Source organism: Amycolatopsis sp. cmx-8-4 (genome assembly GCF_046548675.1).
Taxonomy (GTDB): Bacteria; Actinomycetota; Actinomycetes; order Mycobacteriales; family Pseudonocardiaceae; genus Amycolatopsis.
In genome coordinates this window covers 118,188-131,135 of record NZ_JAEBDZ010000015.1, presented here as the reverse complement: position 1 = coordinate 131,135, position 12,948 = coordinate 118,188, and the positions used below count along the sequence as shown (strand labels likewise).

The following is a 12,948-nucleotide window of genomic DNA, read 5'->3' as shown; positions in this document are numbered from 1 at the left end:
CAGGAAGCCGACACGTGTGATTTGAACGCCGACACGCGTGATTGAGGGGTCGACACGACATCCGGCCCCGGCATCGCCGTGTCGACTCTCCAGACACGCGTGTCGACTCTCCAGACACGCGTGTCGACTCTTCGATCACGACTCGGGGAGGTTGCGGAGCAGGCTTCGGATGCCTTCGGCGTCCAGGAGGTCGGCCGGGCGGATCGTGTGGTTGGCGCGGACGTAGTGGAACGCCGCGCGGACCTGCTCCACCGGGACGTTCTTCAGGGCCGCCCAGGCCATCCGGTACGCCGCCAGCTGGACCGACAGCACCGCCTGCCGGGACTCCGGCGGGACCGAGCCCGTTTTCCAGTCGACCACTTCCCAATAGCCGTCGGGATTCCAGAAGACGGCGTCCATCCGGCCGCGCAGGGTGATGCCCTCGACGTCGGCCGAGAACGTGATCTCGACGGCGTGCGGGACGCGCGCGGCCCATTCGCTCTTGTCGAACTGCGTCTGCAGCTCTTCGAGGCCGGGGTCCGGGATCTCGGCGAAGTCGGCGGCGCCCGGGAGGTCGTCGATCTCGATGAGCTGGTCGCCGCCGAAGCGACGCTCCAGCCAGCTGTGGAACTCCGTACCGCGGCGGGCGAAACTGTTGGGCGCCATCGGCAACGGCCGTCGCAGGTCCGTCGCGAGCTGCGCGGAATCCTCCGCCAGCGCGACCAGCTGGCTCACCGAAAGCCGGGACGGCAACGGGACCCGCTTGATCTGGTCGTCCTTGCGCGCCCACTCCTCCAGCAGGACGTCGGTGTCGGTGAGCCAGCCGTCGGGATCGTCCTCTTCGGACTCTTCCTCTTCCGAAGACGCCGACAGCGCCTCGAAAACCAGGTCCACTCCACCTTGGACGCCGGTGCGGCGGTCGGCCAGCGGGTCGATCGGCCAGCGGGCCTTCCGCGAGTCCGAGACGAGGGGGTTCTCGTCGTCCGGCCCGGGCTCCGGCGCCCAGTCGCCGAGCTGCCCGACGCCGGATTCCCGGATGACGCCGGCGATCTCGGTCAGGAACTCCGACGGCCCCTTCGCCCGGCTGCTGCTCTCGTTCCACCAGTGCCCGGAGACGATCAGCGCGTGCTCCGACCGGGTCAGCGCGACGTAGCAGAGCCGCCGTTCCTCCGACTGCTCCCGCTCGACGAACCCCGCCTCGTGCAGCTCGAGTCCTTCTTGGACTTCCTTGCGGTCGTAGCCGTCGGCGATCCGCAGCTCCGGCAGGTCCTGGGAGTCGCCACGCAACGCGGCGGGCAGCGACGTCGCCGTCCGCAGCCACGACGACGACCGCCGCCGGCCCGGGAAGACGTCCTGCACCAGGTGCGGCACGGCGACGACCTCCCACTCGAGGCCCTTCGCCGAGTGCACAGTGAGCACCTGCACCCGGTCCGGCACCACCTCGACCTCACCCGGGGTCAGCCCGTCTTCGGCGTGCGCCGCGGTGTTCAGGTAGTCCACAAAGGACAACAGGGTCGCGGTCGGCGCCGTCTCGGCGTAGTCGGTGACGACTTCGGCGAACGCGTCCAGGTGCGCTCGCCCGGCGGATCCCGGACGCGCCAGCGACTCCACGTCCAGCAGCAGCGTGCGCTCGACGTCGGCGACCAGCTCCGGCAGCGACTGGTCCAGCCGGCGCCGCAGCGCGGCCAGCTCCCAGCCGACGCGCCGGATCCGCTTGTAGCCCTCTTCCGAATACCTTTCCGGCGAGCCGGGTTCGTCGATCGCGTCGATCAGCCCCGCCTGCTCGACGCGCTCCACGACCAGCTCGGGGCCGTCCGATTTCTCCGGGCTCGACAGCTCCCCCGCGCGCCGCCACAACGCGGCGACGTCGGCGGCCGCGAGCCGCCAGCGCGCGCCGGTCAGCAGCCGCGCCGCCGCACTGCCGGAGAGCGGGTCGGCGAGCACGCGCAACGTCGAGACGAGGTCCGCGACCTCGGGCTCGTCCAGCAGCCCGCCGAGGCCGACGACCTCGACCGGCAGCCCGCGCGCCCGCAGCTCGGCGGCGATCGGGGCCATGTCGGCACGACGCCGCACCAGCACGGCCGCGGTCGGCGGCTTGCCGGTCCGCTCCTGCACGGCGTACCAGCGCCGGGCCAGCGCGTCGGCCACCCACTCGCGCTCGGCGCGGACGTCCGGCAGCAGCGCGCACGCGATGTCCGCGGGCCCGGCACCCTCGCGCGCCCGCAGCCGTTCGACGCCGAGGCCGCGCGCCCGCAGCGGTTCGGCGATCGCGTTGGCGAGGTCGAGGATCTCCGGCGGGTTGCGGAAACTCGTCAGCAGGCCGAAATCGTGGGCGGGGGCGAGTTTTTCGCCGTCAAAGCGCGGGAAGTCCGTGGTGAAGCGCGGCAGGTTGGCCGCGCTGGCGCCGCGCCAGCCGTAGATCGCCTGGGCCGGGTCGCCGACGGCGGTGACCGGCATCGGCGGGTTCTCGACGCCGCCGAACAGTGCCCGCAGCAGCACGCGCTGGGCGTGCCCGGTGTCCTGGTACTCGTCGAGCAGCACCGAGCCGAACCGCTCCCGCTCGCCGCGCACGACCGACGGGTACTCGCTCGCCAGCTGCGCGGCCAGCGACATCTGGTCGGCGAAGTCCAGCGCACCTTCGTTGCGCTTGCGCCGGTGGTAGGCCTCGACGAGCGGCAGCAGCGCGAGCCGGAAGTGCTGTGCCGCCATGATTTCGGTGAGCTTCTGCGGCAACGCGGCCCGCTGCCCCTTGGCGCGCGGGGCGTTCTCGATGACCTGGCACATCCACGACGTGTACTCGGCGAGTTCCTCTGTGGACACCAGGTGTTCGCCGAGTTCACCGGCCAGGGCCAGGACGTCGGCGGTGACCGTCGGCGGGACGCGGTCGGTGTCCAGCTCGTTGTCCCAAGTGGACACCACGCGGTGCGCGAGCTGCCACGACGACGTCTCCGACAGCAGCCGGACGCCGGGCTGCACCGGCAGCCGGAGCCCGTGTTCGGACAGCAGGCGGCCGGCGTAGGCGTGGTAGGTGAGCACGGTCGGTTCGCCGGCGACCACCGTGGACCGCAGCCCGCCGGACGGGTCGAGCCGGTCCAGCAGCCCGGATCCGGCGAGCCGCCGCAACCTCGCGCGGACGCGTTCGCCGAGCTGACGCGCGGCCTTGCGAGTGAAGGTGAGGCCGAGGACGCGGTCCGGGCTGACGATCCCGTTGGCCACCAGCCAGACCACGCGCGCGGCCATCGTCTCGGTCTTGCCCGCACCGGCGCCGGCGACCACAAGGGACGGTTCGACGGGCGCGGCGATGACCGTGGCCTGCTCGGGAGTCGGCCGGTGCAGGCCGAGCGCGTCGGCGAGTTCGGCGGGCTCGACCGTATTCGCGATGACAAGAGGACTCACGGACCGGGCACCTGCCTGCCCTCGGGACGCAGCGGGCAGCAGCCGCGCGCCGGGCAGCGGTCGCAGTCCACGTTCTCCTGCGCCTGGTAGTCCGGCCCCGCCGCCGACGCCGCCGCGCCGCGGACCAGGTCCAGCCACTGCTTGCCGCCCACCTCGTCCATCGGCGGCTGGGACCGCTCGGTCGCGCCGGTCTTGTTGTTGGCCTTCGCGACGTACACCAGCCGCGCGCCGCCCGCTTCCGTGCGGCCCTCGATCGCGCCCAGCAGCACCGCCAGCTGGTACGCGGCCAGCTGCGGGTGCTCCTCCGCGTCCTTGCCCGACACCGGAACCTTGCCCGTCTTGATGTCGACGATCACCGGCCGCCCGTCGGCGTCCAGCTCCACCCGGTCGACCCGCCCACGCAGCAGTACGCGCACCTCGTCGGCGCCCCCGGCCGGCAGCTCGACCTCGATGTCCTGCTCGACGCCGGCTTCCTTCAGCTCCGCCCGGCTGCGCTCCAGCCAGGTGACGAAGTTCTGCAGCATCCCCTCGACCCGCCGGCGCTCCCGCTTCGAGAACCACGGCGCGCCCGCGTCGACGCGCACCCACGCGTCGTCCAGCGCGGCCTGCAGCTCGGCGTCGGTGCTCCCGGACGCGACGGCCTGCGCGAGCCCGTGCACCAGCGTCCCGGTGACGGCGGCCAGCTGCGCCGGGTCACTCCCGCCGTGTCGCTCGATCATCCACCGCAGCGGGCACTTCGTCAGGATCTCCACTGTGGACGGTGAGATCCGGATCAGGTCGCCGGGCGGGTGCACCGGTGCGTCGGTGGACGCCGGGAGCAGGCCGTACCAGGTGCTCGGGTGCGCGCCGGGGACCTTGGCGTCGGCCAGCCGCGCGAGCTGCTTGGCCGCACGGCGCCGGCGCGCCGGGTCGGCCTTGTCGTCGCAGACGACCTCGCGCAGGTCCCCCACCAGCTCGGCGAGCACCAGCGACCGGCCCGGCGGCTTCATCCGCGAGTCGAGGCCGCCGTCGTCGGCACCGTTCTCCTCCAGGTCGTCGAGGAAGCGCGACGGCTGTTCGTCCTCGCCGGACACCGCGGTGACCAGCAGCGTCTCCTTCGCCCGGCTCATCGCGAGGTAGAACAGCCGCCGTTCCTCGGCCAGGATCGGCGCGGTCTGGGAGACGGCGTCATCGTCCACTCCGGACATCAGGTCCTTGAGCCGTTCCACGCCCAGCACGGATCCGCGCAGCCGCAGGTCCGGCCAGGCGCCCTCCTGGACTCCGGCGACGGCGACGACCGTCCACTCGCGACCGGCGGCGGAGTGCGCGGTGAGCAGCGAGACGCCGTCGGCCGGGACGGCGGCCGGCGCGAGCGTGTCGCCCGCGATCTGTTGCGCACCGAGATAATCCGCGAAAGAAGCGACACTGGAGCGGGGCAGCCGGTCGACGTACCGGCCGGCCGCGTCGAACAGCGCGACGACGGCGTCGAGGTCCCGGTCGGCCTGCGCGCCCAGCGAACCGCCACGCTCGGTCTGCTTCAGCAGCTTCTCCTGCAGGCCGCTTTCGTTCCACAGCTCCCACAGCACCTGCTCGACGCCGTCCCCGCGGGCGACGGCCTGGTGCGTGACGCGCAGCAGGCCGCCGACGCGCCGCACCGGCTCGGCCTCGGCGTCACCCAGCCCGATGAGGATGTCCCCGCCGCGCAACGCTTCCACGAGCAGGTCGTCACTCGAGCGCTGCCCGCCGCCGGCCAGCTCCAGCCGGCGCAGACCGCGCCGGAGCCGTCGCAACGCCAAGGGGTCCGCGCCGCCGAGGGACGACGACAGCAGCATCTCGGCGAGGTCGATGTCGAGCAGGTCCGGCGAGGGCGCGAGTTTCAGCACGGCCAGCAGCGGCCGCACCGCGGGCTGACGCGCCAGCGGCAGTTCCTCCGTGGCCGACCCGATCGGCACGCCGGCCGCGCGCAAAGCGCGTTGCAGCACCAGGAAAGTCCGCGCCGGCGACCGGACGAGCACCGCGATCTCCGACCACGGCACGCCGTCGACGAGGTGCGCGCGCCGGAGCTGGTCGGCGATCCAGCTCGCCTCGGCGGCGGGGGTCGGCATCACGCGCACGCGGACATTCCCGCCCGTGGCCCCGGCGGGCGGGACGATCTTGCGGTGCTGGGACAGCCCGGGCAGCGTCGCGCCGATCTTCGCGACCGCCAGCCGCACCGCCGGGGCGAGCCGGTGCGACGTCGTCAGCGTGATCGTCCGGCTGCCGTCCGGGTCGGCGTCGGCGAACAGGCTCGCGTCGGCGCCGCGGAAGGAATAGACGTTCTGGTCGGGGTCGCCGGCGACGACGAACTCGGCCGCGGTGTGCCCGATCATCCGGACCAGGCTGGTCTGCAGCGGGTCGAGGTGGTGGGCGTCGTCGACGAACAGGTGCCGCACGCGGGTGCGCTCCCGTTCGCGCAGCTCGTCGTCGTCCTCCAGCGCGAGCAGCGCGGAGGTGACCAGTTCGGCGGCGTCGAGAGCGGGCGCGCTCGCGACGCCCAGCGCGTTGCCGCCGGCGCCCTGCAGCTGCGTGACCTCTTCGTACTGCGCCCAGAAGAGCCCGGCGGCGAGCCACTCCTCGCGCCCGCGGCGGCGGCCCAGCTCGGCGAGGTCCGCCGGGCCGAGCCCGCGCTCGGCCGCGCGCATCAGCAGGTCGCGCACCTCCTCGGCGAAGCCGGGGACGATGAGCGCCGGGCGCAGCTGCTCCGGCCAGTTCTCGGCGCCCTCGTCGAGGTCGCCGGCGAGCAGCTCGCGGACCACGACGTCCTGTTCGGCGCCGGCGAGCAGCCGCGGCGCCGGGAGCTCCGCGCCCATCGCTTCCAGCCGCAGCAGCGAATACGCGTACGAGTGGACGGTCCGGACGAGCGGCTCGCGGACGGTCCGGGGCAGCGGCCGCGCCAGATCGGGGTCGGCGGTGAGGCTGCGGGTGATGCCGGCCCGCAGCGCGTCCGCGGCCTTGCGGGACGTGGTCAGCACCAGCACGCTCTCCGGGTCGGCGCCCTCGGCGATCCGGCGCGTCGCGGCCGACGCCAGCAGCGTCGTCTTCCCGGTGCCGGGCCCGCCGAGCACCCGCAGGAAACCCCCGGGTGCGGACAGTACGCGCCGAGCGCCGGAATCCCAGGTGAACGTGGGCAGGTCGGCGATCGGCGGGCGCACCAGCCGCGCGTTCGCCGGTCCCGTTCGCCTGCCGTTCACCCCGCGATGGAACCACGTCCGGAGTAACGGGCGGCGCACCGGCACACCTAAGCGCGGGCGTGTCCGGTGAAGGTCACCGCCCGTGCGACAGGCGGCATCGGAAAGTGTCGTACCCATCGGGCAGAGTGGGGGCATGGACGACGTTCTGCACGAGCGGGTGCGGGAGATCATCGAGTCGGTGCCGGCCGGCACGGTCGCGACGTACGGCGACATCGCGGCGCTCTCCGGCGCGCCCTCACCGCGGATGGTCGGCGCGATCCTCGCCGAGGACGGGCACGACCTGCCGTGGCACCGGATCCTGCGCGCCAACGGCACCCCGGCGCCGCACCTGGTCCACGACCAGCTCGAACGACTGCGCGAGGAAGGCGTACTGGCCGACGGCCAGCGCGTCGACCTGCGGAAATACCGCTGGCAACCGGAGGGTGCCGACGACTCCGAGCCGGGAGGGCTGTTCTGACGCCCATGAATTAGGTTAGCCTCGCCTAATGACGACGCAGGTGGAGCGACCGGCACTGACGTACCACCGGGCCCGCGTGACGACGGTCCGGCCGATCACGCCGCACACGGTGCGCGTGACGTTCGAGGCGGCGACCTTCGCGGGGGTGCCCGCCGGGGCGCCGGACCAGTACGTCAAGGTCTTCTTCCCGCTCCCCGGCCAGGAGACGCCGACCCTGCCGGACACCGGCTCCGACGTTTTGTCGTGGTACCGCACGTACCTCGCGACGCCGGACGGCGTCCGCCCGCCGATGCGGACGTACACGGTGCGCGCGCACCGGCCGCGCTTCGCGGAGATCGACGTCGACTTCGTACTGCACGGCGACACCGGCCCGGCCTCGGCGTGGGCGTCCCGCGTGACACCGGGCGACCGCGTCGCCTTCCTGGGCCCGCACGGCCTGTACGACGTCCCGGCCGGCACCGATTGGCAGCTACTGACCGGCGACGAGACGGCGCTGCCCGCGATCGGCGCGATCATCGAGCAGCTCCCGGCCGGCGCGCGGCTTTCGGCGTACATCGAGATCTCCGGACGCGAAGAACGTCAGACGTTCGAGACGCGCGGAGCGGTCGAAGTCCACTGGCTGGTGCGCGGCGCGCGACCGCACGGCGAGGCGTTGCTGGAGGCGGTCCGCGCGGCGACCTTCCCCAATGGGACGCCGTATGCGTGGGTTTCGGGCGAGGCGGGCGTGGTGAAGCTCGTGCGACGGCACCTCGTGCGAGAGCGCGACGTCGACAAGCGGCGGATCTGCTTCACGGGCTACTGGCGGCTCGGGATGAGCGAAGAAGCCGCGAGCCGGGAGTCGTTCCGCGCGGTGGAGGCGGGCGAACTCCCCGAGGACTGACGCCATAAGCGCAACCCTGGGGTTGCACCGCACTCCATCATGTGCAACTGTGGCATTGCACATGAGACGACGAAGGAGTGCCCATGAGCACCGACAGCATCGAACGCGAGATCGTGATCGCCGCGAAGCCGGCCAAGGTCTGGCCGCTGGTGGCCGAGCCCGGTTTCTGGGCGACCGACGACGAAACCGTCCAGGGCACCATGGCCGAAGAGGGCCAGATCCTGGTCGTCACGCACTCGGAGCACGGCGAGTTCCCGCTGCGCGTCGAGAAGGTCGACCCGCCGCACTACCTGGCCTACCGCTGGGTCAGCGCGTTCCCCGGCGAAGAGCTGCGTGAGGACAACTCGACGCTCGTCGAGTTCACCCTGACCCCCGAGGGCGACGGCACCCGCCTGCGCGTCGTCGAGAGCGGCTTCGCCACCCTGCCGACGTCGGATGAGAACCGCCGCAACGTCGTCAAGGATCACACCGGCGGTTGGGAGCAGTGCTTCACCACCCTCGCCGCACGCGCCGAATAATGGCGCACGACGTCGTCGACGGCGTCCTGGCCGCACTGGCCGATCCGACCCGTCGTCAGCTGCTGGACCTGCTCGCCGCCCACGGCCAGGCCACCGCGACGACCCTCGCCGGCGGCCTCCCCGTGTCGCGCCAGGCGATCGTCAAGCACCTCACCGTCCTCGACTCGGCCGGGCTGGTCGGCAGCGTGAAGATCGGCCGCGAGGTCCGCTACGCCGTGCGTTCGGAAGCCCTGGACGCGACGGCCCGCTGGATGACCTCGCTCGCCGCCGACTGGGACCGCCGGCTGGCCAAGATCAAGCGCCTCGCGGAGGCCGACGAGCAGGACTGACTTCCTCCCCAGGAGAACCCCATGTCCGTCGTTGCGCTACCCCCTGCCCATTTCACGCCGAGACAGCGCGCCGTCCTGGCCGTGCTGCTCGGTGCCGGCTTCCTGCTGTCGATCGACTTCTCGATCCTGAACGTCGCGTTGCCGCAGGTCGGCGCGGGTGTCGGGCTGGACCTGACGTCGCTGCCGTGGGTCAGCACGGCGTTCGTCCTGCCCGCCGCGGGCTTCACCCTGGTCTGCGGCCGCCTCGGGGACCTGTTCGGCCGCCGGCGGCTGTTCTGGTCCGGCACGGCCCTGCTGGCCACGGCGTCGCTGTTGGGCGGTCTCGCCACGACGCCGGAGCTGCTGCTGACGGCCCGCGCGCTGCAGGGCTTCGCCACCGCGATGACGCTGCCCTCGGCGTTGTCGCTGCTGACCACGACGTTCGCCGAAGGCCGGGCGCGGGACCGCGTCCTCGGCCTCAACGGCGCCCTGCTCTCCGGCGGCTTCACCGTCGGCGCGCTGGTCGGCGGCGCTCTCGTCGGCCTGCTCAGCTGGCGCGCGGCGTTCTTCATGAACGTCCCGGTGGCCGTCGCCATCCTGGTCGCGACGCCGTTCCTCGTCCCCGAATCGACCGTGGCCGGCCGCGCGCGGCCGGACCTGCCCGGCGCGTTGACGATCAGCGGCGGCCTGCTGGCACTGGTCTACGCCGTCATCGACAAGAGCGTGCTCGCCGCGGTCGCCGGAGTGGTGCTGCTGACCGCGTTCTGGCTCATCGAACAGCGCTCGCCGGCACCGCTCGTGCCGCCGCGAATCCTGGCCCGCCGCACGGTCAAGTGGGGCAACTTCGCCGGGCTGGTGCTGTTCGCGGTGGAACCCGCGGTGATCTTCCTGACGACCCTCTACCTGCAGCGGATCCTGGGGCTTTCGCCGTGGGCGACCGGCCTGGTCTTCGGTGTGCCGGGCCTGGCGTCGGTGGCCGCGGGCGTGCTCGCCGGGCGCGCGATCGGCCGCTTCGGCAGCCGCGTCCTGCTGGCCGCCGGGCTGACCGTCGAGGCGCTGGCGACGGTGCCGCTGCTGTTCCTCGGCCCCGGCCGCGGTGCCCTGCTGATCCTGCTGCCGGCCCTGTTCGCCGGGTTCTTCGGACACGTCGCCGCGATCGTGGCGTACACCGTGACCGCGACGTCCGGGCTGCCGGACGAGGAGCAGGGCCTGGCCACCGGCCTGACGTCGATGACCCAGCAGGTCGGCATCACCGTCGGCATCCCGGTCCTGAGCGCCGTCGCCGCGACGCAAGCCGCCGAGCTGACCGGCATCCACCTCGCGCTGGGCGTGGCCGTGGTCGTCACCCTGGCGAGCGTCGTCCTGCTCACCGCCAAGCTGAAGGAGTCCTGATGGCCATCGTCGACCGCGAAACGTTTCAGGCCGAGCTGGATGTCTTGCGCACCAGGGAAAAGGCCCACACCCGGGAAGGCGACGCGATCGCCGCGGCCCGCCGCCGGCTGCCCATGGTCGAGGTGGACGCCACCCTCGAGCTGCTCGGCCTGGACGGGCCGGTCACGCTGCTGGACGCGTTCGAGGGACGCCGTCAGCTGATCGCCTACTACTTCATGTGGAACCCCGGCCGGCCCGCGGCGGAGCAGTGCGAGGGCTGCACGTTCTACACGAACCAGGTCGCGGAACTCGCCAACCTGCACTCCCGCGACATCACGTACGCGGTCTTTTCCCAGGGCCGCAACGTTTCCACCGGCCCGGCCGACGCCGACGTCGTACGCCGAAAGCCTGCGCTACCGCGGCTTCATGGACTGGCACATGCCCTGGTACTCGGCGCAGCCGTCGCTCGACACGCTGCTCGTCGGGCGCGAGGCCGGCCTGTTCCACCTGGTCTGCTACCTGCGTGAGGGCGACCGCGTCTTCGAGACGTACTGGACGAAACGCCGTGGGGTGGAAGCGATGGACTACAGCTACGCGCTGATGGACCTGACGGTTTTCGGCCGCCGGGAGCCCTGGGAGGACTCCCCGGACGGCTGGCCACAGGACCGCACGAACGTCCGGACCGACACCGGCGCGCCCGCGTGGACACCCGGCCCGGGCCGGCCCATCGCCCAGTGGCCCCGGCTGGCCGCCGGCCGCTCCGACGACCTCGGCGTCACAACGGCGTCGGACCAGCCGCCCCACCAATGCCACTGAGCGCCGCGCTTTGCCCGTCGCCGCCAACCGAAACTCCCCCGCCACACCCAGGGGGGCGTGCCCTGCTCCAGTCTATCGGCCCACCCCACCCCGGATGGGTGACGCGGCGAATCTGTGGATGGCCGGACGCGATGTGGACAACTCGGGCGGAAAGCCGCCAAGTCGGTTGACAGCTACACCCTGAGCGTCCAGGTCGGTTGGCAGCTACACCCTGAGCGTCGTAACCAAGAGTTTCACCAGCGCTCCCAGGCGCTGCCGGTCCGGTTGCCGCGTGCGCACCCCGGCTTCTTCGAGGGGCGCCGCCGTCACCGGGCCGACGCACGCGCACACCACCGGGCCGCGCAACGCCGTCAGCAAGTCGTCGTAGCGGCCGTGGTCCCGGGCCAGCGTCAGGAAGTTCGCCGCCGCGGGGGCGCTGGTGAACGCGATCGCGCCCAGCTCGCCCCCGATCGCCGCGTCGATCAGCGCGTGCACCGGGGTGACGTCCGGCGGCGAGTACCAGCGGTACGGCTGGACCGCGACCAGGCTCGCGCCCGCCTGTTCCAGGGCCGACGTGTGCTCCGGCAACGGCGTCCCGTGCAGCTGGACGGCCACGCGCTTGCCCGCCAGCCCCGCCGAAGCGAGGGTCCCGAAGAGTTCCGCGTTGGACTCCGAAGCGGCCGAAAAGGACTCTCGCAGCCCGGCGCCGCGCAACGCGCCCACGGCCTTCGGGCCGCGCGCGTAGATCCGGGACTCCCCCAGCGCCGTCAGCAACCGGTCGCGCAGGCCCCAGCCGTCGGCGGCGGCCAGCCAGCCGCGGAAGCCCGCGCCGGTCGTGATCGCCGTGAAGCCGACGGGGGACGCCAGCAGCGCCTCGGTGCCCGCGCGCAGGTCGGGGTCGGCGTCCAGGGGGACGATGGTGATCGTCGGGGCGTGGCGGACGTCGGCGCCGTAGCGTTCGAGAGCCTCGATGAAGTCGTCGGCCCGCCGTTCGGCCGTGACGCCGATCGCGACCCCGCTCAGCTCACCCATAGATCGCGCCCATCTCCTCGATCGCCGCCGCCAGCTGCGCCCGCAGGTCCGCGGGCTCGAGGACCTCCAGGTGCGGCCCGAAGCGCAGCAGCTCGCCGATGGCCGGCTCGCCCGGCTCCACCGGCAGCTCCATGGTGAGCCAGCCGTTCGCGGCCGGCTCGTTCGGGCACTCGCGCAGGGCCCGGGCCCCGACGGCACCCGCGTAGAACGGTACGAGAGCCTGCGCCCGCGGCGACAGCCGCACCACGGCGACGCGCGGGTACATCCGCCGTTCGAACTGCTCGGACCACTCCTGCCAGTAGGCCGCGAGGTCGAAGCCGGCCGGCCGCTCGAACTCCTCACCGAGGTCGGTCAGCTCCTGGATCCGCGAGATCCGGTACGTCCGGTCGCTGCCCTCGCAGCGCCCGGCGAGGTACCAGTTCCCGGCTTTGAGGATCAGCCCCAGCGGCTCGAGGTCCCGCTCGACGACCCGCTGCCCCCAGCGTTCGTAGCGGATCCGGATCCGGTGCGACGACCACACGGCGTCGGCGACCGCGGACAGCGTCGGCAGGCTTTCGATGCCCCGGTGCCAGCCAGGAACGTCGAGGTAGAACCGCTCGGCGACGCGGCCGGCGCGGTCACGCAGCTCCTGCGGCAGCGCGGCGTACAGCTTGAGCTGGGCGGCCGCGAGGACCGTGCCGAGGCCCAGCTCGGCCGCGGCGACCGGCAGCCCGGCCAGCGACAGCGACTGCGCCTCCTCTTCGGTCATCCCGGTGAGCCGCGTCCGGTAGCCGTCGACCAGGCGATACCCGCCGGTCCGGCCGCGGTCGGCGTACACCGGGACGCCGGACGCCGAGAGCGCGTCGATGTCCCGGTAGACCGTGCGCACCGAGACCTCCAGCTCCTCGGCCAGCTCTTCCGCCGTCATCCGGCCGCGGTTCTGCAACAGCAGGAGAACGGACAGGAGACGGCTGGCGCGCATGAATATCAGTATGACCGAAATACCTGACACAAGCTGACAGGT

General features: G+C 72.6%; 11 protein-coding genes. 7 read left to right on the top strand and 4 right to left on the bottom strand.

What is annotated here, in order from left to right; all coding sequences use genetic code 11:
* Window positions 1-135: 135 nt before the first annotated feature.
* Together ACLJQZ_RS29350 and ACLJQZ_RS29345 are read right to left on the bottom strand one after the other, a co-directional pair.
* Complete coding sequence (locus tag ACLJQZ_RS29350) at window positions 136-3,375, bottom strand: ATP-dependent helicase (RefSeq protein WP_410623093.1); 3,240 nt, start codon at window positions 3,373-3,375, stop codon at window positions 136-138.
* Window positions 3,372-6,545 carry an ATP-dependent helicase gene (locus ACLJQZ_RS29345; RefSeq protein WP_410623172.1) on the bottom strand — a complete coding sequence of 1,058 codons (3,174 nt, stop codon included), beginning with the start codon at window positions 6,543-6,545 and terminating at the stop codon, window positions 3,372-3,374. Before ACLJQZ_RS29345 ends, ACLJQZ_RS29350 begins: the two co-directional genes overlap by 4 nt.
* A 172-nt stretch (window positions 6,546-6,717) precedes the next feature.
* Here ACLJQZ_RS29345 and ACLJQZ_RS29340 point away from each other — a divergent pair, with 172 nt between their 5' ends.
* The 7 genes from ACLJQZ_RS29340 to ACLJQZ_RS29310 all read left to right on the top strand — a co-directional run bounded on the left by ACLJQZ_RS29340 (window position 6,718) and on the right by ACLJQZ_RS29310 (window position 10,934).
* Window positions 6,718-7,041 (top strand): MGMT family protein, encoded by a 324-nt coding sequence (locus tag ACLJQZ_RS29340; protein ID WP_410623092.1) that lies wholly within the window; start codon window positions 6,718-6,720, stop codon window positions 7,039-7,041.
* A gap of 28 nt (window positions 7,042-7,069) precedes the next feature.
* Window positions 7,070-7,921 (top strand): siderophore-interacting protein, encoded by an 852-nt coding sequence (locus ACLJQZ_RS29335; protein WP_410623091.1) that lies wholly within the window; start codon window positions 7,070-7,072, stop codon window positions 7,919-7,921.
* Between the two features lie 83 nt (window positions 7,922-8,004).
* Entirely contained in the window at window positions 8,005-8,439 is a 435-nt protein-coding gene (locus ACLJQZ_RS29330; protein WP_410623090.1) for an SRPBCC domain-containing protein, read from the top strand.
* Window positions 8,439-8,768, top strand: a complete 330-nt coding sequence (locus tag ACLJQZ_RS29325; protein ID WP_410623089.1) for an ArsR/SmtB family transcription factor — start codon at window positions 8,439-8,441, stop codon at window positions 8,766-8,768. Before ACLJQZ_RS29330 ends, ACLJQZ_RS29325 begins: the two co-directional genes overlap by 1 nt.
* A 21-nt stretch (window positions 8,769-8,789) precedes the next feature.
* Complete coding sequence (locus ACLJQZ_RS29320; protein WP_410623088.1) at window positions 8,790-10,139, top strand: MFS transporter; 1,350 nt, start codon at window positions 8,790-8,792, stop codon at window positions 10,137-10,139.
* Complete coding sequence (locus tag ACLJQZ_RS29315) at window positions 10,139-10,645, top strand: DUF899 family protein (RefSeq protein WP_410623087.1); 507 nt, start codon at window positions 10,139-10,141, stop codon at window positions 10,643-10,645. The genes ACLJQZ_RS29320 and ACLJQZ_RS29315 overlap by 1 nt, the downstream gene beginning before the upstream one ends.
* Window positions 10,557-10,934, top strand: a complete 378-nt coding sequence (locus ACLJQZ_RS29310; RefSeq protein ID WP_410623086.1) for a DUF899 family protein — start codon at window positions 10,557-10,559, stop codon at window positions 10,932-10,934. The genes ACLJQZ_RS29315 and ACLJQZ_RS29310 overlap by 89 nt, the downstream gene beginning before the upstream one ends.
* Window positions 10,935-11,138: 204 nt before the next feature.
* On the opposite strand, the gene ACLJQZ_RS29305 is transcribed toward ACLJQZ_RS29310, so the two are convergent.
* Together ACLJQZ_RS29305 and ACLJQZ_RS29300 are read right to left on the bottom strand one after the other, a co-directional pair.
* Window positions 11,139-11,945 carry a uroporphyrinogen-III synthase gene (locus ACLJQZ_RS29305; protein WP_410623085.1) on the bottom strand — a complete coding sequence of 269 codons (807 nt, stop codon included), beginning with the start codon at window positions 11,943-11,945 and terminating at the stop codon, window positions 11,139-11,141.
* Window positions 11,938-12,906: a helix-turn-helix transcriptional regulator gene (locus tag ACLJQZ_RS29300; protein ID WP_410623084.1), complete on the bottom strand. Its 969-nt coding sequence runs from the start codon at window positions 12,904-12,906 to the stop codon at window positions 11,938-11,940. Before ACLJQZ_RS29300 ends, ACLJQZ_RS29305 begins: the two co-directional genes overlap by 8 nt.
* Window positions 12,907-12,948 lie beyond the last annotated feature (42 nt).

What these genes read in the sequence shown, in the direction of transcription:
- ACLJQZ_RS29305 (WP_410623085.1), bottom strand. Translation starts at nt 11,945, where the DNA reads ATGGGTGAGCTGAGCGGGGTCGCGATCGGCGTCACGGCCGAACGGCGG.
- ACLJQZ_RS29315 (WP_410623087.1), top strand. Translation starts at nt 10,139, where the DNA reads ATGGCCATCGTCGACCGCGAAACGTTTCAGGCCGAGCTGGATGTCTTG.
- ACLJQZ_RS29320 (WP_410623088.1), top strand. Translation starts at nt 8,790, where the DNA reads ATGTCCGTCGTTGCGCTACCCCCTGCCCATTTCACGCCGAGACAGCGC.
- ACLJQZ_RS29340 (WP_410623092.1), top strand. Translation starts at nt 6,718, where the DNA reads ATGGACGACGTTCTGCACGAGCGGGTGCGGGAGATCATCGAGTCGGTG.
- ACLJQZ_RS29325 (WP_410623089.1), top strand. Translation starts at nt 8,439, where the DNA reads ATGGCGCACGACGTCGTCGACGGCGTCCTGGCCGCACTGGCCGATCCG.
- ACLJQZ_RS29310 (WP_410623086.1), top strand. Translation starts at nt 10,557, where the DNA reads ATGCCCTGGTACTCGGCGCAGCCGTCGCTCGACACGCTGCTCGTCGGG.
- ACLJQZ_RS29300 (WP_410623084.1), bottom strand. Translation starts at nt 12,906, where the DNA reads ATGCGCGCCAGCCGTCTCCTGTCCGTTCTCCTGCTGTTGCAGAACCGC.
- ACLJQZ_RS29330 (WP_410623090.1), top strand. Translation starts at nt 8,005, where the DNA reads ATGAGCACCGACAGCATCGAACGCGAGATCGTGATCGCCGCGAAGCCG.
- ACLJQZ_RS29335 (WP_410623091.1), top strand. Translation starts at nt 7,070, where the DNA reads ATGACGACGCAGGTGGAGCGACCGGCACTGACGTACCACCGGGCCCGC.